A 20575-nucleotide genomic window follows, 5' to 3' on the forward strand; every position below is an offset into this window, starting at 1 on the left:
TTGATTTTTTTGAAATCACATCAACAATAAGTGTCCACACAGATTGTTTGATTAAATTGTTAAAGAGCGTGCCTTTCGGCGAGGTGCGTATATTACGCTACCTGCAAACGATGTCAACGATTAATTTTTGTTTCTAATCAACGTTTAACGTTATTAAAAACTTAATCTCTTTCGTTCTAAGTAACCGGATTAACTTGCGTCTTTCCCGTTTCCGTGGATGCGCATTATAGAGATTTAGACAGCGCTGGCAAGCGTTTATTGGCAATTATTTCAAAAAAACAAGCGAACGAATAATTAATAAACAAAGTGCTGTTTTCTTCCGCATTTTTATCTAAATTAACAAATTTTGTTATTCTAATATTCTTTATTTTTATTTTAGCTATATAGTTAAAATAAATTTTATGGAGATTTAATCAATGAGTACATTACAAATATTAGTAGGCAGTACCTTGGGCGGAACAGAATACGTTGCGGAAGCCGCACAGGTTTTATTAGAAGAAGCAGGCTTTGATTCTGAACTTCAATTTGATCCGGACTTGAATACTTTATCTTTGTCTGAAGATGAAATTTGGCTAATTTGTTTATCGACACATGGAGCAGGCGATTACCCTGAAAATTTCAAATCTTTTGTTGAACAACTTCAAGGTGTCAATGCACCTTTAGATGATGTTCGTTACGGTATTATCGGCATTGGTGATTCCAATTACGATACTTTCTGCGAAGCTGCTAAGAATATAGATTATATTTTGGAAGAAATGGGTGCTGTTCGCATTGGCGATCGTTTTGAAATCGATGTCGTTGATCATCCAATCCCTGAAGACAGTATCTTAGAGTGGATCCCTTCATGGATTGAAGATCTTAACGATTTATAACAATTTCCCCCAATTAGTTACCCACAGGAAGATGTGCATAGGTTATTTATAAGTTATGCATTAGTTTTGTTTAAACAGTGCATAAACCTGTGCCCTGTTTGACCTGTGCATAAGTAGCTAAACTATCCCCTAGTTAAGCGCAGGAAGATCTCTTATTGCGCACATTTAAAGATCTACTTTAAGATCCTGATCTTTAAGATCAATAAGCGGTTTTACACAGAAATTCAATTGCTTAATAAGTATAGTAATAAAAGATCTTTAAAGATCTATATATAATACTAATACTATTGATTTGATCTTATCTGTTTTCCTTTATGCAAGAAAAGAGTAAAATCCCTTTAGTCTTTTTAACTTATAGTTTTGGAAAAATGAATGAATTACCACGAACATTTTGACGTAATTGTTATTGGCGGAGGTCATGCAGGAACAGAAGCTGCTGCCGCCTCTGCTCGTATGGGCATGAACACCTTGTTATTAACCCATAATATTGAAACATTAGGTCAAATGTCATGTAATCCTGCGATCGGTGGGATTGGTAAAGGGCACCTGGTTAGAGAAATTGATGCTCTAGGCGGTCTGATGGCAAGCGCGGCAGACAAAGCCGGTATTCAATTTAGAATACTTAATGCCAGCAAAGGACCTGCAGTTAGGGCGACACGGGCTCAGGCGGATCGTCTGTTGTACAAAGCAGCGATACGGGAAAAGCTTGAAAACCAGGAAAACCTAAAAATATTTCAACAGGAAGTGGAAGATCTTGTTGTTGAAAACGATCGGGTTACCGGTGTTGTCACTAAAATGGGCATTAAATTTTCAGCTAAAACGGTTGTGTTAACCGTTGGAACTTTCTTAAATGGCCTAATTCACGTTGGCTTAAAAAATTATAGTGGTGGCCGAGCAGGTGATCCGGCTTCAATCGGTTTAGCAGAAAGATTAAAACAGCTACCGTTACGTATGGGCCGTTTAAAAACGGGTACTCCAGCACGAATAGATGCCCGCAGTATTGATTTTTCAGCATTAGAAGTTCAGCACGGTGATAACCCTACTCCGGTCTTTTCATTCCTGGGCGATCGTAGTGATCATCCTAGACAAATTCCTTGTTACATTACTCACACCAATGAAAAAACGCACGATATTATCCGCCGTAATTTAGATCGCAGCCCGATGTATTCCGGCGTGATTGAGGGTGTTGGTCCACGTTATTGTCCTTCTATTGAGGATAAAATAATGCGTTTTGCCGATAAAACCTCTCATCAAATATTTGTTGAACCGGAAGGCTTAACAACCCATGAAGTTTACCCTAATGGGATATCAACAAGTTTACCCTTTGACGTGCAGATTGATTTTATTCGTTCAATGAAAGGTTTTGAAAAGGCATTTGTTACTCGACCTGGTTATGCAATCGAATACGATTATTTTGATCCACGGGATCTAAAATCAACCTTAGAAAGTAAATATATCGACGGTTTATTCTTTGCCGGCCAAATTAACGGCACAACGGGTTATGAAGAAGCGGCAGCTCAAGGTTTATTAGCGGGTATGAATGCCGGATTAATGGTGCAGGATAAAGAGGGCTGGTGCCCTCGTCGTGATCAGGCTTATGCCGGTGTATTAGTAGATGATTTGTCTACCCTGGGTACAAAAGAGCCCTATCGCATGTTTACCAGTCGTGCTGAATATCGCCTGTTGTTACGTGAAGATAATGCCGATGCTCGATTAACAGAAAAAGGACGTGAATTGGGTCTGGTTGATGATCTTCGCTGGAAAGCATTTAGCGAGAAACAGGAAGCGGTAGAAACAGAAATCCAACGCTTAAAAAATCAATGGATTAATCCATTCTCAGAAAATGCCCAGCAGATAAATGATTTATTAAAAGCACCAATGCAGCGTGAAAGTACGCTTGAAGCGATGATCCGCCGGCCAGAAGTCAATTATCAAAGTTTAATCTCAATTGAAGGATTAGGTCCGGTCATCGAAAATGCCCAGGCTGCTGAGCAAGTTGAAATTATAATAAAATATCAGGGTTACATAGATCGTCAACTTGATGAAATAGAAAAACTTAAACGTAATGAAGATACATTATTGCCTAATAATATGGATTACTCTGATATTAAAGGTTTATCAAACGAAGTAACGGCTAAATTAAATAATACTAAGCCCGAAAATATTGGTCAAGCTTCGAGAATTTCAGGCGTAACACCGGCTGCAATCTCTATTTTATTAATTTATATAAAGAAAAATTCTCTAAGACGTAAGGTTTTATAAATGAGTCTGCTTGAAAAGTTACAAAAATTAATTGATCAAACAGCACTTGAGGTGACCGATCTGCAAAAGCAACAGTTAGTTCAGTTGGTCGAGTTATTAAACAAGTGGAATAAAGCTTACAATCTCACTTCTGTAAGAGATCCTGATCAAATGCTTGTTAAACATATAATGGACAGTATAGTTGTCTCTCCTTATCTGGCCGGAGAACGCTTTATTGATGTGGGTACCGGTCCGGGTTTGCCCGGGTTGCCACTCGCTATTCTCAATCCCGATAAACAATTTGTTTTATTAGACAGCCTCGGTAAACGTTTGCGGTTTATTCGTCAAGCACTTTTGGAACTGGGTTTAAAGAATGTAACAGCAGTTCAAAGCCGTGTGGAAGATTATCAACCCGAGGACAAATTTGATGTTGTTCTCAGCCGTGCATTTGCTTCACTTCATGATATGTTGTACTGGTGTAAACATTTGCCCCGTGAAAAAGGGCACTTTCTCGCCTTAAAAGGTCAATTTCCGGCGCAAGAAATAAAAGAACTGGATAAAGAGTTTGAATTTATAGAATCAATTTCATTACAAGTGCCAACACTTGAAGGCGAACGTTGCTTGGTTAAAATTAAATGTAGTTAAATAATCAATCAGGATCTTTGGATTATAGATCGTTCAGTGACAACCGCTTAGCTCTGAGTCTGCATTTTCAAGTTGTTTGGGTATGGTATTAATTTTAATTAAGAGTAGGTCTTGTGGGTAAAATAATTGCGATAGCAAATCAAAAAGGTGGTGTAGGTAAAACAACAACCTGCGTAAATCTAGCGGCTTCAATGGCGGCAACCAAACGTAAGGTTTTGGTGATTGATTTAGATCCCCAAGGTAATGCAACGATGGGAAGTGGTGTTGATAAATATGAAGTTGCTCATAGTGCTTACGATTTATTAATTGATGAGTTACCACTGAATCAAGTGGTAGAGGTTGAAACAACCGGAGGTTATCATCTGGTTGCAGCAAACAGTGATGTGACTGCGGCTGAAGTGAAACTAATGGAATTTTTTGCTCGAGAAACGCGCCTGCGCAGTGCATTAGCAAATTACAAAGATAATTATGATTATATTTTTATTGACTGCCCTCCTTCGTTAAATATGCTGACCGTCAATGCCATGACGGCGGCTGATTCGGTTTTAATTCCTATGCAGTGTGAATATTATGCATTGGAAGGATTAACTGCGCTGGTTGATACTATCAGTAAGCTCGCATCAGTGGTTAATTCGGGGCTTAAGATAGAAGGTCTTTTACGCACTATGTACGATCCTCGTAATCGCCTTTGTTCAGATGTTTCGGATCAATTAAAAAAACATTTTGGTGAAAAAGTTTATCGCACTATTATTCCGCGCAATATCCGTTTAGCTGAAGCGCCAAGTTTTAGTACTCCGGTTATGTATTATGATAAAAACTCAAGTGGTGCAAAAGCTTATTTGGCATTGGCGGGTGAAATATTACGTCGCGAAGAGAAACTTGATCAACAAATTGCTGGAACTGTCTAAAGAGGGCTGACTATGTTAGGGAAAAAAAGAGGTTTAGGCAAAGGACTCGATTCATTATTAAGCAGTAGTTCATCCCACCGTCAAAAACAGGTTTCTAATGATTTCAATGCAGAAAAAACCCAACAGTTGGTTGAGGATGTTGGTGTTAAAGGGCTATTAAGAGACATTGATATTAATTCTCTGCATGCTGGTAAATATCAACCCAGAAGAGAGATGGACAGCAAGGCATTGGATGAACTGGCTAATTCAATCCACGCCCAAGGTATCATCCAACCACTGGTTATTAGAGAAACCGGTCACCAAAAATATGAAATTATTGCTGGAGAACGTCGTTGGAGAGCAGCTAAAATTGCTGGTCTTGCAAATGTGCCCTGCATTATTAAAAATGTAGAAGACAACGCGGCAATAGCCATTGCATTAATAGAAAATATTCAACGCGAAAACCTCAATGCGATGGAAGAAGCTATTGCATTAAAACGCCTTTTAGATGAATTTAATTTAACCCATATTGAAGTCGCTAAAGCGGTTGGAAAATCCCGCACCACTATCAGTAATTTATTAAGATTAAACAATCTCAATGAAGACGTTAAACTATTATTGGAGCACGGTGAGATTGAGATGGGCCATGCTCGAGCACTGTTATCATTAAGCGCAGAAAAGCAGCTTAAAATTGCTAATATAACCATAGATAAACGCTTAAATGTGCGTGAAACTGAAAAGCTTGTAAAGAAAGAATTGACCCCTAAATTAGCGTCTAAAAGTAAAAGCATTGATGATCAATTAATAGCAATACAAGGGGGGTTATCTGAAAAATTAGGGACATCTGTTTCATTATCCCAATCAAAAAATGGTAAAGGCAAATTAGTTATCAGCTTTGATGCAAATGATAAATTACAGGAAATTCTCACTCATTTTCAATCATAAGTTACTGTTTTCATCTATAAAGAACCCTTTTAATTTGCTTAATCTGGTTGGGAAATACTCCCAGTAGTAATCAAAAATAGCTAATAGATCAGGATTGCCATGTTTAGATAAATTTAATGCATGGAAGCGATTTTTACATTTTTTGATGGCATCTATTTTATCTACTAAAGCTTCTGCTTGAGCAGGAGCAATAAAGTCAGAAATTACAATTAGATCTGAATTAATATATTTTTCAGTGCTCATCAGGTCGATTGACTGGGTGAGCACAGATGTTAAATCCGTCCCGCCATTAAAACTATAGGAAAGAAAATTAAGGACTTCTGATAAGCCATTTTTTTTGGTTAATTGATAGGTGATCTGTTGTGTTGAAAATATAATTATGTAGCATTCTCTATCTTCGGCTAGTGCTATTTGCATTAATCCATAGGCAAAAGATTTTGCATACTGCTCCGGTAATCCCATCATAGAGCCGGAAGCATCAATGGCAATAATAAAGGGGCCCTTATCTTCTTCGGCCTGTTTAGATCGTTGTTCAAAGGTTATGGTTTTTTGATTTGTCTGTTGTGTATCTTGCAGCTGATAAGTGGCTAATCGTTTATCGGCAAGGTGTTTATAAAAAATAGTTTCTAATTCGGGATAAACTAAAAACATCGCCTCTGCGGGTAATAATCTTTCCAGATCGTCACTTTCGTGAATACCTATGATATCCCCGCTTGCCTGAGTACTTTTTGTATCTACTTTTTCAATCTTTTCAATTTTCACATTGCTGACTGTCTGTGTTTCTATTTCATTAGCCATGCGCCCCAATTTTTCGGCTATTTTTTGCAGTTCATTATTTTTATTAAGAAATTTAACTATCTTTTTGAGATTTCTGGTGTCTGTTTTAGTCAGTTTTGCTTTTGCCATATCCCATAGGCGTAAGCTTTTTTTTTCATCTATGACACCATCAATTTCATTTAATTGGGTCATTGTGTCGATCCGCTGATAAAGGTTTTGCAATAATTTATCTTTATCTAATTTTTTTATTTGTTCTTTTTGTAAATGAGTAAATAAAGCCTGATACCATTGGTCGCAAAAATAGTGTTTAAATAGCGGATTGTATTTCTGTTTTTGATTATCGACTAAACCGACAGCTTGCGAATAAAAAGGCGAGTTAACATTTATCTGTGCAACTATTTGCTCAATATTTTTTAAAAAAAATGCTTGGTTATAAGATTTAACCTCATGATAATAAGTCATTTCTTCATTAAGATGGGTATCGATCGGGTTTTTTAGTAACTTTTGTTTTGTTTGCGATTTCCAGAGATTCATCTCTTTTTTTAAGGATCTTTTGATACCGTCACTTGACTTCAATGCGGCAATAATTCCTGGTGTGACCATCACTTCACTGACTATATTTTCAATAAATCCAGATTCTAGTACGGCAATAGCCATATTAAATTCTTCAAAAAGTGCCATTATATCTGCCTTTTATTCAAAGTATTTAGCAATATTTAATATTCGTTGACTGTTTTTTTTCATTTTTCCCTGCAGAGTTTCAACTTTATTAATGCTTTGTTGAAAACCATTATCGATGCTCACCGGCAGTTTTTCATCTAAGAAATTATGGGGAAGAGCCGAATGGAATTGAATGCGAGACTGACTGATACTTTGTGTTGCCTGATTTAAACTTTGTTGTGCCGATTCAACCTGTTGTTGCCAATTAACCTGATCAGATAACAGCTCATTATTTTCTTTTACAAGACTAATATTAATATTCCGATTGCTGATATCTTTGATAATTAATTGCTGATAGGCATCAATTTCAAATCGTAAAGGGAAAAGTTTTAATTTCCGATTGATATATCCATAAATTTCACATTTTCCGCTACGAATTTTCTTGGCTAAATCATCTCCATCAATATAAACCCATTCACTATCCCCTGGTGAAATTTCTGACACGGAAGGATTAACCTGCAGTAAAACAAGTTTAATCATGCGTGGATTATCGTTTATGGTAAAACGCTTAGCATTGTTAATGTCAAATTTAAAAAATTCTTTACGCCGGGTTTTTTCAATAGAGATAGTTGCACTTAAACGCTCAAGCATTTGCTTCGTCGCATTTTCTAATGTTTGCTCAGACTGGTTAATATGGTTGTCAGCATTTTGCTGATCAAATGCTTGAGTTGTTGCAAATATTTGAATTATCGAACTTATCGTTTGTAATGATTGTGGATTATTCCATAGGCAGTTTTTTAAAATAAGTAGATCTAAGGGATTGATTTCATCACGACCATTAAAATAAGCACAAGCTTTTAGCAGGCGAATAGACTTTTTCCAACGTCTGTCGGAAATATACAGATCATTGTTACTATTACCACCCGCTTCATTATTTTCTTTTTCTTGCTCTATTTGTGACTTTAATTGGTAAATTTTTTCAAACAGCGCGTCACTTAATTTGACGTCATTAATTTGATTTTGCCATAACTGAAATTCATCATTTTTAATGGTTAGTTCAGGTGAAATATCTGCCATTTCCCCTTCCCCCATTAACATCGCTTTAAAGTTTCTTTTTTCTTCAATTCGATGGATAGAAATACGAATTAACATCCGGTCATAAAGCGCATCTAACCCACTATTTGCTTCAGGCAGTTCATTGGATGCAGTGATTAATAAACGCATCGGAATAGGCAATATTTGTTGGCCATTTTTAAAGGTGCGTTCATTTACAACGGTTAATAATGTATTTAAAATAGCCGGTCCAGCCTTCCATATTTCATCTAAAAAGACCACATCAGCCGTTGGTAAATAGCCCTCGGTTAAGCGGATATAATTCCCATTATCTTTTAATTCCTGTATTGATAAAGGGCCAAATACTTCTTCGGGTGTTGAAAAACGGGTCATCAGATAATCAAAAAAAGAGGATTTATCAAAGGCTTTAATTAATCGTTTAGCAATAAAACTTTTGGCGATACCGGGCGGACCGAGTAAAAATACACTTTCTCCGGCAAGAGCGGCTAATAAACATAATCGAATGGTTGTTTCCCGTTCATAAACGCCATTACAAAGAGCTTTTATTAAAGAGAGGATTCTGTCTTTTATTAAACGCCTCTCCATATTTAATATTTCCATCTTTTATTCCAATTTATGAGTTGCCTCTACATTTTTATTTTAATTATCTATAACATAGAGTTTACAAGTGGTAGTGGTTATTGAAAAACTAAATATCAGCTGCTTTCTATGTGTTTTTTAAACAAACACTGTCGAATCTCAATAAATATAAGAGAAATATTGAACGGCAGGAATGGATTTCCATGGTAATTGATTTAACAAAAAACGATCCATTACTATTAAAAGCATACAGAATGAAATATCACTTTCCCACCCTGAAACTCAGAAAAACACATTAAACGGGTGTTTTTTTTCGCTCAGCCGTAATTAAGAGATCCAATACGTTAATTTAAGGTCTGGGGTAGTACTGAATTAGGTAATACTGATGCTGACAAAGTGGTAAACAAACAGAGATTTAAAATGTTATTTATCGTCCATCGTACACCATCAGCATAGTGCTATGCAAAGAACAAAAAACAGGTTAAATATACTAGTAAGCTACGAATAAATCGGGGTCAGTGAAGTGCGGGTAAATGTAAATAAAAAAGCAAACTGTTTTTATCTTTAATCTATTTGTTTTTACAAAAATGTGATTAAAAGCCCAAAAATAGCTTGCAAATTACACAAAAACGTCCTGAATGTTGAATAATTATTCAACCGCACAAAAAAACAAAAATCAGGTGCCAGTCTTGTGTTTGTAAACTCTTTAACCATTTATGGTAATTTAGGCGCTATTTGTTGTTCATCTCAAAGAACATGTTTTGTTTGCAAATTCATTGTATTTAATAGCATTATTGCAATACAATGCGAGTATCTTTCGTGGTAAGAAGGGATTAGCAATGAGCTCAGATGGTCAGTGGTTAAAAAATGTATTTGTAATATTTTTTGGTCAGCTTATAAGTCTTGGACTATTTTCACTTTTCTTTTACTATACAAAAGATAAGACAACTGGACTTTCAGTTATCTTAGGGGGACTAGTGTATTGTGTGCCTACGTTGTTGGCTAGTTTGTTTATGAGCAAAGCAAGTAATAAATCAGCGGTATTAGTGGTTACAAAAGCATATATAGGAACGCTCTATAAATTGATTGTTTCTATTTGTTTATTTATATATGTTTTTAAAAATATACCGATAAATGCAGGTGTTTTTTTCACTGCTTATACGATAACACTTGCTACACAATATGTTATGTCATGTGTTTTACATAAGCGTAACTAGACAGGACTTTTATGACTGGTTCAGATGAAGTTTTAACTTCTCAGAGGTACATTGAACACCACCTCACTTTCTTAAATGCAGGGCAGGGATTTTGGTCTATTAATATAGATTCAATCGCTATTTCTGTGCTTTTAGGGGTGTTGATGCTTTGGTTGCTTCGCAGCGCCAGTAAAAAAGCAACAACTGGTGTACCCGGAAAGTTTTTGTGCTTTATTGAGATGATGGTTGAATTTGTCGACGGAACTGTAAAAGATATTTTCCATGGGAAAAATGCATTAATTGCTCCATTAGCTTTAACTATCTTCGGATGGGTATTTCTAATGAACTTAATGGATTTGATTCCGGTTGATTTTTTACCGGAAGCAGCTAAAGCTGTGGGGATTCCTTACTTTAGGGTTGTACCTTCTGCTGATGTTAATATAACAATGTCAATGGCATTAGGTGTGTTCTTTTTAATACTGTTTTACAGTATTAAAATTAAAGGTGTTTCAGGTTTTGTTAAGGAGTTAACGTTACAACCCTTCAATCATTGGGCATTTATACCGCTTAATTTAATATTAGAAGGTGTTACACTCATTTCCAAACCTGTATCTTTAGGTCTTCGACTATTCGGAAATATGTATGCAGGTGAACTTATATTTATTTTGGTTGCCGGGTTATTACCTTGGTGGTCACAATGGTTATTATCCGTTCCTTGGGCCATTTTCCACATTTTAATCATTACATTACAAGCATTTATATTTATGGTGTTGACAATAGTTTACTTGTCGCAAGCATCAGAAGATCACTAATCACTTTTTAAACCTTTTTCGCTATTAAATAGCAAAAATAATTACTTATAATTTTTAGGAGTATATCAGTATGGATTTATTATACATTGCAGCTGCACTAATGATGGGCTTAGCAGCAGTAGGTGCTGCAATCGGTATAGGTATGTTGGGTGGTAAATTTTTAGAAGGCGCTGCTCGTCAGCCTGAATTAATACCTCTACTTCGTACTCAATTCTTCATTGTTATGGGATTAGTAGATGCGATTCCTATGATAGCTGTAGGGCTTGGTCTTTACCTGATGTTTGCGGTCGCCGGATAAATAATTATTTCCAGTATTTTTCTAACTTGTAAACACGGGAGATAATGCGGTGAATATAAACGCAACCTTACTAGGCCAAGCAATTGCATTTGCAATTTTTGTTTGGTTTTGCATGAAGTTCGTGTGGCCCCCACTTATGGCTGCTATTGAAGCACGCCAAAAGTTAATTGCGGATGGTCTGACACAAGCTGAACGTGCAGGAAAAGATCTTCAATTAGCAAAAGTGAAAGCAACTGAAAAGTTGAAAGAAGCTAAAGCACAAGCAGCTGTAATTGTTGATCAGGCAAATAAACGTCGCGCACAAATTGTTGAAAAAGCAAAAGAGGAAGCTGAAATCGAGCGTAAAAAAATAATTACGCAAGGTCAAGCGGAAGTCGAAGCTGAAATGAATCGTGCGCGTGAAAAGTTACGCCTACAAGTTTCCAGCCTTGCTATTGCGGGTGCTGAGAAAATAATTAAGCGTACTGTCGATAAAGAAGCGAACAGCGATATTATCGATAAATTGGTTGCTGAACTATAAGGAGCGAGCTTATGTCTGAATTGACTACCGTAGCTCGCCCTTATGCAAGAGCTGCTTTTGAATTTGCCGTTGATAACAACAAGATCGAAGCTTGGTCTGAGATGCTGTTTTTTAGCGCTGAAGTTGTTAATAATCCAACGATGGTAAAAATATTAACAAGTGATAAAGCTGCACAAGAGCTGGCCAAATTGTTTCTTAATGTTTGTGAAGACCAACTCGATGAGAATGGTCTGAACTTCATTAAAATAATGGCTGAAAATGGACGTTTGAGTGTTTTACCTCGCGTTGCACAACTCTTTGCTGGATTAGAAGATGAGTATAAAAAACAGGTCGACGTAAACGTTGTATCTGCTTATGCCCTTTCTAAAAAGCAACATACTGAGTTGAGTAAATCGTTAGAAAAACGTCTCGCACGAAAAGTAAATTTACATTGTAGTATTGATAAAACCCTGATTGCCGGAATGGTAATTACTGCGGGTGACTTAGTGATTGATAGCTCTGCTAAAGGTCAACTAGTTCGTTTATCTAATACTTTACAATCTTAATGGGAAATTGGCATGCAACTGAATTCCACTGAAATTAGCGACCTTATCAAGCAGCGAATTGGAAAATTCGAAGCGGTAAGTGAAGCGCGTGACGAAGGTACAATCGTTTCTGTTAGCGATGGTATTCTTCGTATCAATGGCCTTGCTGAATGTATGCAGGGTGAGATGATTGAACTACCAAATGGTAGTTTTGCAATGGTACTTAACCTTGAGCGTGACTCAGTTGGTGCTGTTGTAATGGGGCCTTACGATGATCTTCGAGAAGGTCAAAAGGTTAAATCAACTGGACGTATTCTTGAAGTGCCAGTAGGTAAAGGTTTATTAGGTCGTGTTGTAAACACACTTGGCGAACCTATTGATGGTAAAGGCCCGATTGAAAATGACGGTTACTCGCCAATTGAAGTAATAGCACCCGGCGTAATCGAGCGTAAATCAGTTGATCAACCAGTGCAAACTGGCTGGAAATCAATCGATTCAATGATTCCTATTGGCCGCGGCCAACGTGAATTAATCATCGGTGACCGTCAAGTTGGTAAAACCGCTATTGCAATCGATGCAATCATTAACCAAAAATCAACCGGACTGTATTCAGTTTATGTTGCGATTGGTCAAAAAGCATCAACCATTGCAAACGTGGTAAACAAACTTGAAGAGCATGGCGCATTAGCAAATACTATTGTTGTTGTTGCTTCTGCATCTGAAACCGCTGCACTGCAATACTTAGCCCCTTATGCGGGTTGTTCAATGGGAGAATACTTCCGTGACCGTGGTGAAGATGCACTGATTGTCTATGACGATCTGTCTAAACAAGCTGTTGCTTACCGTCAAATTTCACTGCTGCTTAAACGTCCGCCTGGTCGTGAAGCATACCCTGGTGATATTTTCTACCTTCATTCTCGTCTTCTTGAACGTGCATCTCGTGTAAGCGCGGATTACGTTGAAAAATTCACGAAAGGTGCAGTGAAAGGTAAAACCGGTTCTTTAACCGCGTTACCTATCATTGAAACACAAGCTGGTGATGTATCAGCATTTGTACCTACTAACGTAATATCCATTACCGACGGTCAGATATTTTTAACAACAGAGTTATTTAATAGTGGTATTCGTCCAGCTGTTGATCCTGGTGTTTCTGTTTCACGTGTTGGTGGTGCTGCGCAAACTAAAATAATTAAAAAGCTAGCGGGTGGTATTCGTACCGCACTGGCTCAATACCGCGAATTAGCCGCGTTTGCACAGTTTGCTTCGGATCTTGATGAAGTAACACGTAAACAGCTTGACCACGGTAAGAAAGTAACTGAATTGATGAAGCAAAAACAATATGCTCCATTGTCAGTTGTTGAACAAGCGTTATCACTGTTTTCAGCAGAGAAAGGTTATCTAGCAGATATTGAGGTTGAAAAAATCTTAGACTTTGAAGCCTCTCTCATCTCTTATGCTAAAACTGAGCATGCTGAGTTCTATGCTCAAATTAATGAAACCGGTGATTACAGCAAAGAAATTGAAGGTCAACTCAATAAAATATTGGAAACTTTCAAAGCGACGCAAACCTGGTAATTATTTAACTACTTAGACGGTTAATTAATCATTAATTAGGAGCTAGAAAATGGCCGGCGATAAAGAAATTAGAAATAAGATCGCGAGTGTTAAAAATACTCAAAAAATCACTGGTGCCATGGAAATGGTTGCAGCATCAAAGATGCGTCGTGCGCAATTGCGCATGACTAGCAGTCTTGCTTATGCTAAAACCATGCAAAAAGTGATTGGTCATATCGCACTTGGTGAGTTGGAGTATCATCACCCTTATCTTGAAGAAAGAGAGATAAGCCGAGTTGGTTATATTGTTATTTCAAGTGATCGTGGTTTATGTGGTGGTTTAAATATTAAATTGTTTAAACCGGTTGTTGCAGCAATGAAAAAACATTCGGAAGCGGGTGTTGAAGTTGATTTAGCTGTAATAGGTTCTAAAGCAGCCACATTCTTCAATGGATTAGGCGCTAACGTAGTTGCTCAGACCTCTGGTTTGGGTGACGCACCATCAGTTAATGATTTAATTGGTTCGGTGAAAATTATGTTAGATGCCTATGACGAAGGTAAACTCGATCGTTTGTTTATAGTGAACAATAAATTCATTAGTACCATGGTACAAGACCCCACAATCAGCCAATTATTACCACTGCCCAAAGCAGATGGTGATAAGGAAGTTGCTTCTGATCGCTGGGATTACATATACGAAGGTGAACCGAAAGATATTTTGGATTCATTATTAGTTCGTTATGTGGAGTCTCAAGTGTATCAGGGAGTTGTGGAAAACTTAGCCTGTGAACAAGTTTCTCGTATGATTGCCATGAAATCGGCAACCGATAATGCGAGTGATTTGATTGATGAGTTACAACTTATTGCCAATAAAGCACGTCAATCTGCAATTACTCAGGAACTTTCTGAGATTTGTGCGGGTGCTGGTGCGGTATAAGCAGATTAACAAAATTTAGAGGATCAAAGATGAGTACAGGTAAAATCGTTCAGATTATCGGTGCTGTTGTGGATGTTGAATTCCCACAAGAAACTGTGCCGAGTATATACAGTGCATTGATCGTGACTGCAAAGAATCTTACCATGGAAGTCCAGCAACAAATTGGCGGCGGCGTTGTTCGTTGTATCGCCATGGGTACTTCCGATGGTTTAAGTCGTGGTTTAGAAGTGACTGATACAGGTAAAGCAATTACAGTACCCGTTGGTACGGCTACATTAGGCCGAATCATGAATGTATTGGGTGAGCCTATTGATGAGTGTGGCGAAATCGGTGCAACAGAGCATTACGGAATTCACCGCAGCGCACCTACTTACGAAGAGCAATCAGCATCTTTCTCGCCACTGGAAGTGGGTATTAAAGTTATAGACTTAATATGCCCATTTTCTAAAGGTGGTAAAATCGGCCTATTTGGCGGTGCGGGTGTTGGTAAAACAGTAAATATGATGGAACTTATCAATAATATCGCCTTAAAACATTCAGGTTTGTCTGTTTTTGCCGGTGTTGGTGAGCGTACTCGTGAAGGTAACGATTTCTACTTTGAAATGCAGGAAGCGGGTGTTGTTAACATCGAAAAACCTGAATTATCAAAAGTAGCGATGGTTTACGGTCAAATGAATGAGCCACCAGGAAACCGTTTACGTGTGGCGCTGACCGGTTTGACTATGGCTGAGCGTTTCCGTGATGAAGGTAAAGACGTATTATTATTTATTGATAATATATATCGTTACACCCTTGCGGGAACTGAAGTATCAGCGTTATTAGGCCGTATGCCTTCTGCTGTTGGTTATCAACCAACACTTGCGGAAGAGATGGGTATGCTGCAAGAGCGTATTACTTCAACTAAGACAGGATCTATTACATCAATCCAAGCGGTATACGTACCTGCGGATGATTTAACCGATCCGGCTCCAGCAACAGTTTTTGCTCACTTAGACGCAACAGTTGTACTTAACCGTAATATCGCATCTATGGGTTTATACCCTGCGATTGACCCGTTAGATTCTACATCTCGTCAACTTGATCCATTAGTTGTTGGTCAAGAACACTATGATATCGCACGTGGCGTACAGGGTACCCTGCAACGTTATAAAGAGCTCAAAGATATCATTGCGATTCTTGGTATGGATGAATTATCTGAAGAAGATAAGCTAGTTGTATCTCGCGCACGTAAAATTGAAAAATTCTTAACTCAGCCTTACCACGTAGCGGAAGTGTTTACCGGTGAAAAGGGTATTTACGTACCGCTTAAAGATACATTAGCTGGTTTTAAAGGGTTAATTGCTGGCGAATATGATGATATCCCTGAGCAAGCGTTCCTGTACGTAGGTGCGATTGAACAAGCTGTTGAAAAAGCGAAAAAAATGTAATACCTGGAGATAATTATGACTAAAGCAATGACTACACATTTAGACGTTGTAAGTGCTGAAGAATCTCTTTTTTCTGGGCGCGTTTCACATCTGCAAGTTTCAGGTCAAGAAGGTGATCTGGGCGTTATGCCTGGGCATACGCCACTGTTAACACCTATTAAGCCGGGAATGGTTAAAATGGTTAAGCAACATGGCGTCGAAGAGGTTTTTTATATCTCTGGCGGTTTTCTTGAGGTGCAGCCTGGTGGTGTAACCGTGCTTGCTGATACTGCTATTCGAGGTCAAGATCTTGATAAAGCTAAAGCAGAAGAAGCTAAACGTTCGGCACAAGAGCAAATGTCAAATCCGAGTAAGGATATTGATTATGCCCTTGTCACAGCACAATTAGCACAGGCAATTGCAAAATTGCGTGTTATTAAGATGCTCCGAAAGTAATATTAACATTCTAAATGTTGATCAAAAAAGGCGACTGATTAGTCGCCTTTTTTATTTTATTAAAGTGACAGTTTATTCATTTTAATTAGCCATTCAGGGAGTTCATTGATGCCCTTTTCTGAGATGCTGTAAATCCCACGATCAATTTTTTCAAACCAGCCATAATAATTATCTCTTAAAAACAGCGTTGCCTGCGGTTCATTGATGGCATTTTTTATTTCAAAACCTTTACTTGAAGGTAATTCTGATAAATATTGTGCCACTCTGATACAACGTTGACGGTAAGCCGTTAAAACGGCTCCTGTGGATTTAGATCCGCCTTTCTGAGGATCACCGATACGTGTTGAAAACTCTTTTAACAGCGCACCTTGTTTACGTTTATTTTTACGAGGTACGTAATCATTAGGATCATTGAGTACTTCAACATATTGCCGCTCTTTTTGCATATCAACAACAATCAATCCTATCCCTAACAGCTTGATCAGTTTTTGCACCTTTGATGCCTGTTTTTTATAAATAGGACTATGTTTGGGTATCGCAATATAGACAGTATCAGCAACAGACAAACGCTCAACAGCTTGTAATAACAAGGTAATATTCAAATTTAATTTCAGTTCAATAATAATCAATGAATTGTTTAAATCAGAATCATTTTTTTTGGCCACTATATCGCAATCATTAATTTCACCTTTGACCTGATAACCGAGATTTTCAAGGAAGGCTTTGATTGGCAGGTAGAGATCAGATTCTTTGAGTTTATTCGTCATGTGTATTTTCTATGTTGAATGCCGACTTGAAGCCGATTGAGTATCAGGTCCTAACAATTTAAATAAATCAAAATGATTGCTAAGGATTTTGCAGGTTAACACAGAAAACTGTTTTGAGCTGTGCAGTTGATTATTATGATATATCTGCCCTTTTACGGTTAAACCTTTTGTCGTTTTAATATTAATCAATAATCTGCCTTATTCTTAACTTCAATATCAATTCATCTAACTGATTGGCATTGGTATAATAATCTACCATAGGTATAATGGCAGTCATTTTCCTATCATCAACTGTAAGCCTAAATTATGCAAAAATTCGATACTAAAACGTTCCAGGGGCTCATTCTTGCATTGCAAGATTTTTGGGCTCGCCAAGGTTGCGCTATTGTTCAGCCGCTTGATATGGAAGTGGGTGCCGGTACATTTCATCCGCAAACATTTTTACGTTCAATTGGTCCCGAGCCGATGAGCAGCGCCTACGTGCAACCCTGTCGTCGACCTACCGATGGCCGTTACGGCGAAAACCCAAACCGTCTGCAGCAGTATTATCAATTTCAAGTGGTTTTAAAGCCTTCTCCAAAAAACATTCAAGAGCTTTATCTAAAGTCGCTTGAGGAAATCGGCATTGATACTTCGATTCATGATATCCGTTTTGTCGAGGATAACTGGGAATCACCCACTCTTGGCGCATGGGGACTGGGTTGGGAGATCTGGTTAAACGGCATGGAAGTAACGCAGTTTACTTATTTCCAGCAGGTGGGTGGCTTAGAATGCTCGCCGGTAACCGGTGAAATAACCTATGGTCTGGAGCGTATTGCAATGTACGTACAGGGCGTTGAAAGTATTTATGACCTTGTCTGGACCGACGGTCCGATGGGTAAAGTGACCTATGGTGATATCTTCCACCAAAATGAGGTTGAGCAGTCAGCTTATAACTTTGAACATGCCGATGTAGATGCTTTATTTGCACAGTTTGATCAATGCGAAAAAGACAGTCAAAAACTGATCGAAGCGGGACTTGCATTGCCTGCCTATGAGCAGGTAATGAAAGCCTCGCACGCTTTTAATCTGCTTGATGCACGTCATGCTATCTCGGTCACAGAGCGTCAGCGTTACATACTTCGCGTTCGTGCCTTATCAAAAGCAGTCGCAGAAGCCTATTACAGCAAGCGTGAAGCGCTTGGTTTTCCACTTTGTAAAAACCTAGTTAAATAGAGGCAAGTTTCATGTCACAAGAAAATTTATTGATTGAACTGGGAACCGAAGAGTTACCGCCCAAATCACTGCGTAAACTTGCCGAATCTTTTGCAAGTAATGTTGAAGCTGAATTAAATAAAGCTCAGTTATCCTTTGAAAGCGTTCGCTGGTTAGCATCTCCACGTCGTCTGGCGTTAGTTATTGCTAACTTATCGGACTCGCAAGGGGATAAAATAGTAGAAAAACGCGGTCCTGCGGTAAATATGGCGTTTGATGCCGAAGGTCAGACGACTAAAGCTGCACAGGGCTGGGCGCGTTCAAACGGTATTACCGTTGAGCAAGCTGAGCGTCTGGTCACCGATAAAGGTGAATGGTTATTATTTAAAGCTGAGGTCAAAGGGTTATCTGTTGCCCAACTGATTCCTGAAATCGCCGCCAGTGCACTTGCCAAGTTACCTATTCCTAAGCCGATGCGCTGGGGATCTTCGAGCATCCAATTTATCCGCCCTATTCATACTGTGACCATGTTATTTGGTGCGCAGTTAATTCCAGGTAAATTATTAGGGGTTGAATCCGATCGCGTTATTCGTGGACATCGTTTTTTAGGTCAAGCTGAATTGATTATTGATCATGCTGATCAATACGAAGCATTATTAGACGATAGCGGTAAAGTGATTGTTGATTATGAACGTCGTAAAGCGATTATTCGTGACCAGGTTGAGGCATTGGCAGCCCATGAAAATGGTGTTGCAGCCATTGATGAAGGTTTACTTGAAGAAGTGACTTCACTGGTTGAGTGGCCGGTTACTTTAGTAGGATCTTTTGAAGATAAATTTTTAGCAGTACCCTCCGAGGCACTGATCTATACGATGAAAGACAATCAAAAATACTTTCCGGTATTAGATAAAGAGGGTAAATTGTTACCGCGCTTTATTTTTGTTTCTAATATTGTCAGTCGAGATCCTGCACAGGTGGTAAGCGGAAACGAAAAAGTAATTCGTCCGCGCTTAGCCGATGCTGAATTCTTCTTTGAAACAGATAAGAAAAAAACGCTAGCAAGCCGTTTAGAATCTTTATCCAGTGTTTTGTTCCAACAAAAATTAGGCACCTTAAAAGAAAAATCTGAACGTATTGCTAACATCGCCGAAGATGTTGCACTGCAAATTAATGCTGATACAAAACATGCCCAACGTGCCGGTCTTTTATCTAAAACAGATTTAATGTCCGATATGGTCATGGAGTTCCCGGATGTGCAGGGCATTATGGGAATGCATTATGCGTTACATGATGGTGAAGATAAGGAAGTTGCGATTGCCTTAAATGAGCAATATTTACCGCGTTTTGCCGGTGATAAATTGCCCACCTCTTTAGTGGCATGCGCCGTTTCTTTAGCAGATAAGCTCGATACGCTAGTGGGTATTTTTGGTATTGGTCAAGCACCGAAAGGCGCTGCTGATCCCTTTGCACTGCGTCGCGCTGCAATCGGTTTGTTACGTATTATTACCGCTAAAAATCTGGATCTGGATATTGTCGATTTGGTTGAAATTGCGAAACTGCAATATGGTAATAAATTAACCAACCTTAACGTCACCCAGGATGTTGTGGATTTTCTGTTTGCACGGTTCCGTGCAACATATCAAGCTAACGGTTATTCGGTTGAATTGATTCAATCGGTACTGGACAGAAGACCTACCAAGCCAGTCGATTTTGAAAAGCGTATTCAGGCTGTTGCCAAGTTCCAAACATTACCGGAAGCCGCTCCCATTGCCGCTGCCAATAAACGCATCAGTAATATATTAGCGAAAGTTAAAGATGATATAAATCCAGAGGTCGACCCTTCTTTACTGCAGGAACCCGCTGAAATTAAATTATCGAAAATTTTAGCCTCTCTAGAATCAACGTTAAGCCCTTTATTTGAGAACTTAGACTACGAGTCAGCCTTGTTTGAACTTGCCGCTCTGAGAGTCCCTGTGGACGAATTCTTTGATAACGTAATGGTAATGGCCGAAGATCCGGCTATCAAACAGAACCGTCTTGCTATTTTAAATCGTTTACGTAACTTATTTTTAAAAATTGCTGATGTGTCTGTTTTATAATTAACTGTTTTTTTCTCTGGCTTTTATTTTAGAGGCAGAGATATATCCTATAAAAGGCTCAGTTTTTTACTGAGCTTTTTTGTTTCACGTGAAACTTATTAACAGCAGAATGATAACAATTTGCAACATTAT

19 protein-coding genes are annotated in these 20575 nt (G+C 38.3%); 16 read left to right on the forward strand and 3 right to left on the reverse strand.

The window, feature by feature from the left end:
* The first annotated feature begins 416 nt into the window (after positions 1–416).
* From mioC to ACJAZP_RS14285, 5 genes are all read left to right on the forward strand, one after another.
* Positions 417–872, forward strand: a complete 456-nt coding sequence (gene mioC / locus ACJAZP_RS14265; protein WP_415231411.1) for an FMN-binding protein MioC — start codon at positions 417–419, stop codon at positions 870–872.
* A gap of 372 nt (positions 873–1244) precedes the next feature.
* Positions 1245–3134, forward strand: a complete 1890-nt coding sequence (mnmG, locus tag ACJAZP_RS14270) for a tRNA uridine-5-carboxymethylaminomethyl(34) synthesis enzyme MnmG (protein WP_415231412.1) — start codon at positions 1245–1247, stop codon at positions 3132–3134.
* Complete coding sequence (gene rsmG, locus ACJAZP_RS14275; RefSeq protein ID WP_415231413.1) at positions 3135–3758, forward strand: 16S rRNA (guanine(527)-N(7))-methyltransferase RsmG; 624 nt, start codon at positions 3135–3137, stop codon at positions 3756–3758.
* Between the two features lie 113 nt (positions 3759–3871).
* Complete coding sequence (locus ACJAZP_RS14280) at positions 3872–4666, forward strand: ParA family protein (protein WP_415231414.1); 795 nt, start codon at positions 3872–3874, stop codon at positions 4664–4666.
* Between the two features lie 12 nt (positions 4667–4678).
* The gene (locus ACJAZP_RS14285; RefSeq protein WP_415231415.1) at positions 4679–5590 is read left to right on the forward strand and encodes a ParB/RepB/Spo0J family partition protein; all 912 of its coding nucleotides are present in this window, start codon (positions 4679–4681) and stop codon (positions 5588–5590) included.
* Here ACJAZP_RS14285 and ACJAZP_RS14290 read toward each other — a convergent pair.
* Together ACJAZP_RS14290 and ACJAZP_RS14295 are read right to left on the reverse strand one after the other, a co-directional pair.
* Positions 5585–7048, reverse strand: coding sequence for a VWA domain-containing protein (locus ACJAZP_RS14290; protein ID WP_415231416.1), 1464 nt, complete (start codon positions 7046–7048; stop codon positions 5585–5587). The two genes, ACJAZP_RS14285 and ACJAZP_RS14290, sit on opposite strands and share 6 nt — an antisense overlap.
* Before the next feature lie 12 nt (positions 7049–7060).
* A complete protein-coding gene (locus tag ACJAZP_RS14295) occupies positions 7061–8701 on the reverse strand; it encodes an ATPase RavA domain-containing protein (RefSeq protein ID WP_415231417.1) in 1641 nt (546 codons plus the stop codon).
* Between the two features lie 818 nt (positions 8702–9519).
* Between ACJAZP_RS14295 and ACJAZP_RS14300 the strand changes: the two genes are divergently transcribed.
* The 9 genes from ACJAZP_RS14300 (at position 9520) to ACJAZP_RS14340 (ending at position 16383) form a co-directional block, all read left to right on the forward strand.
* Positions 9520–9897, forward strand: coding sequence for an ATP synthase subunit I (locus tag ACJAZP_RS14300; RefSeq protein WP_415231418.1), 378 nt, complete (start codon positions 9520–9522; stop codon positions 9895–9897).
* A gap of 11 nt (positions 9898–9908) precedes the next feature.
* Positions 9909–10688, forward strand: a complete 780-nt coding sequence (atpB, locus tag ACJAZP_RS14305; protein WP_415231419.1) for a F0F1 ATP synthase subunit A — start codon at positions 9909–9911, stop codon at positions 10686–10688.
* Between the two features lie 70 nt (positions 10689–10758).
* Entirely contained in the window at positions 10759–10986 is a 228-nt protein-coding gene (gene atpE / locus ACJAZP_RS14310; RefSeq protein WP_415231420.1) for a F0F1 ATP synthase subunit C, read from the forward strand.
* Between the two features lie 49 nt (positions 10987–11035).
* Positions 11036–11506 (forward strand): F0F1 ATP synthase subunit B, encoded by a 471-nt coding sequence (atpF, locus tag ACJAZP_RS14315; RefSeq protein ID WP_415231421.1) that lies wholly within the window; start codon positions 11036–11038, stop codon positions 11504–11506.
* 11 nt (positions 11507–11517) lie between these two features.
* Complete coding sequence (gene atpH / locus ACJAZP_RS14320) at positions 11518–12051, forward strand: F0F1 ATP synthase subunit delta (protein WP_415231422.1); 534 nt, start codon at positions 11518–11520, stop codon at positions 12049–12051.
* Between the two features lie 12 nt (positions 12052–12063).
* Positions 12064–13605, forward strand: a complete 1542-nt coding sequence (gene atpA / locus ACJAZP_RS14325) for a F0F1 ATP synthase subunit alpha (RefSeq protein WP_415231423.1) — start codon at positions 12064–12066, stop codon at positions 13603–13605.
* Between the two features lie 49 nt (positions 13606–13654).
* On the forward strand, positions 13655–14521 hold the full coding sequence (gene atpG / locus ACJAZP_RS14330; RefSeq protein WP_415231424.1) for a F0F1 ATP synthase subunit gamma: 867 nt from the start codon (positions 13655–13657) through the stop codon (positions 14519–14521).
* A 29-nt stretch (positions 14522–14550) separates the two neighbouring features.
* A complete protein-coding gene (gene atpD / locus ACJAZP_RS14335; RefSeq protein WP_415231425.1) occupies positions 14551–15948 on the forward strand; it encodes a F0F1 ATP synthase subunit beta in 1398 nt (465 codons plus the stop codon).
* Between the two features lie 15 nt (positions 15949–15963).
* Positions 15964–16383: a F0F1 ATP synthase subunit epsilon gene (locus ACJAZP_RS14340; RefSeq protein ID WP_415231426.1), complete on the forward strand. Its 420-nt coding sequence runs from the start codon at positions 15964–15966 to the stop codon at positions 16381–16383.
* A 59-nt stretch (positions 16384–16442) separates the two neighbouring features.
* On the opposite strand, the gene ACJAZP_RS14345 is transcribed toward ACJAZP_RS14340, so the two are convergent.
* Positions 16443–17150, reverse strand: coding sequence for a DUF2161 domain-containing phosphodiesterase (locus ACJAZP_RS14345; RefSeq protein ID WP_415231427.1), 708 nt, complete (start codon positions 17148–17150; stop codon positions 16443–16445).
* A 306-nt stretch (positions 17151–17456) separates the two neighbouring features.
* Between ACJAZP_RS14345 and glyQ the strand changes: the two genes are divergently transcribed.
* Entirely contained in the window at positions 17457–18365 is a 909-nt protein-coding gene (glyQ, locus tag ACJAZP_RS14350) for a glycine--tRNA ligase subunit alpha (RefSeq protein ID WP_415231428.1), read from the forward strand.
* Between the two features lie 11 nt (positions 18366–18376).
* A complete protein-coding gene (glyS, locus tag ACJAZP_RS14355; protein WP_415231429.1) occupies positions 18377–20443 on the forward strand; it encodes a glycine--tRNA ligase subunit beta in 2067 nt (688 codons plus the stop codon).
* Positions 20444–20575 lie beyond the last annotated feature (132 nt).

This window comes from Psychromonas sp., from assembly GCF_047632955.1.
Classification (GTDB): Bacteria; Pseudomonadota; Gammaproteobacteria; order Enterobacterales; family Psychromonadaceae; genus Psychromonas.

Bases quoted from the DNA above. Each gene is read 5' to 3' on its own strand.
- glyS (WP_415231429.1), top strand. From the start codon at position 18,377: ATGTCACAAGAAAATTTATTGATTGAACTGGGAACCGAAGAGTTACCG.
- ACJAZP_RS14295 (WP_415231417.1), bottom strand. From the start codon at position 8,701: ATGGAAATATTAAATATGGAGAGGCGTTTAATAAAAGACAGAATCCTC.
- ACJAZP_RS14300 (WP_415231418.1), top strand. From the start codon at position 9,520: ATGAGCTCAGATGGTCAGTGGTTAAAAAATGTATTTGTAATATTTTTT.
- mnmG (WP_415231412.1), top strand. From the start codon at position 1,245: ATGAATTACCACGAACATTTTGACGTAATTGTTATTGGCGGAGGTCAT.
- mioC (WP_415231411.1), top strand. From the start codon at position 417: ATGAGTACATTACAAATATTAGTAGGCAGTACCTTGGGCGGAACAGAA.
- ACJAZP_RS14340 (WP_415231426.1), top strand. From the start codon at position 15,964: ATGACTAAAGCAATGACTACACATTTAGACGTTGTAAGTGCTGAAGAA.
- ACJAZP_RS14285 (WP_415231415.1), top strand. From the start codon at position 4,679: ATGTTAGGGAAAAAAAGAGGTTTAGGCAAAGGACTCGATTCATTATTA.
- atpG (WP_415231424.1), top strand. From the start codon at position 13,655: ATGGCCGGCGATAAAGAAATTAGAAATAAGATCGCGAGTGTTAAAAAT.
- atpE (WP_415231420.1), top strand. From the start codon at position 10,759: ATGGATTTATTATACATTGCAGCTGCACTAATGATGGGCTTAGCAGCA.
- ACJAZP_RS14345 (WP_415231427.1), bottom strand. From the start codon at position 17,150: ATGACGAATAAACTCAAAGAATCTGATCTCTACCTGCCAATCAAAGCC.
- atpB (WP_415231419.1), top strand. From the start codon at position 9,909: ATGACTGGTTCAGATGAAGTTTTAACTTCTCAGAGGTACATTGAACAC.
- atpH (WP_415231422.1), top strand. From the start codon at position 11,518: ATGTCTGAATTGACTACCGTAGCTCGCCCTTATGCAAGAGCTGCTTTT.
- rsmG (WP_415231413.1), top strand. From the start codon at position 3,135: ATGAGTCTGCTTGAAAAGTTACAAAAATTAATTGATCAAACAGCACTT.
- atpA (WP_415231423.1), top strand. From the start codon at position 12,064: ATGCAACTGAATTCCACTGAAATTAGCGACCTTATCAAGCAGCGAATT.
- glyQ (WP_415231428.1), top strand. From the start codon at position 17,457: ATGCAAAAATTCGATACTAAAACGTTCCAGGGGCTCATTCTTGCATTG.
- ACJAZP_RS14290 (WP_415231416.1), bottom strand. From the start codon at position 7,048: ATGGCACTTTTTGAAGAATTTAATATGGCTATTGCCGTACTAGAATCT.
- atpD (WP_415231425.1), top strand. From the start codon at position 14,551: ATGAGTACAGGTAAAATCGTTCAGATTATCGGTGCTGTTGTGGATGTT.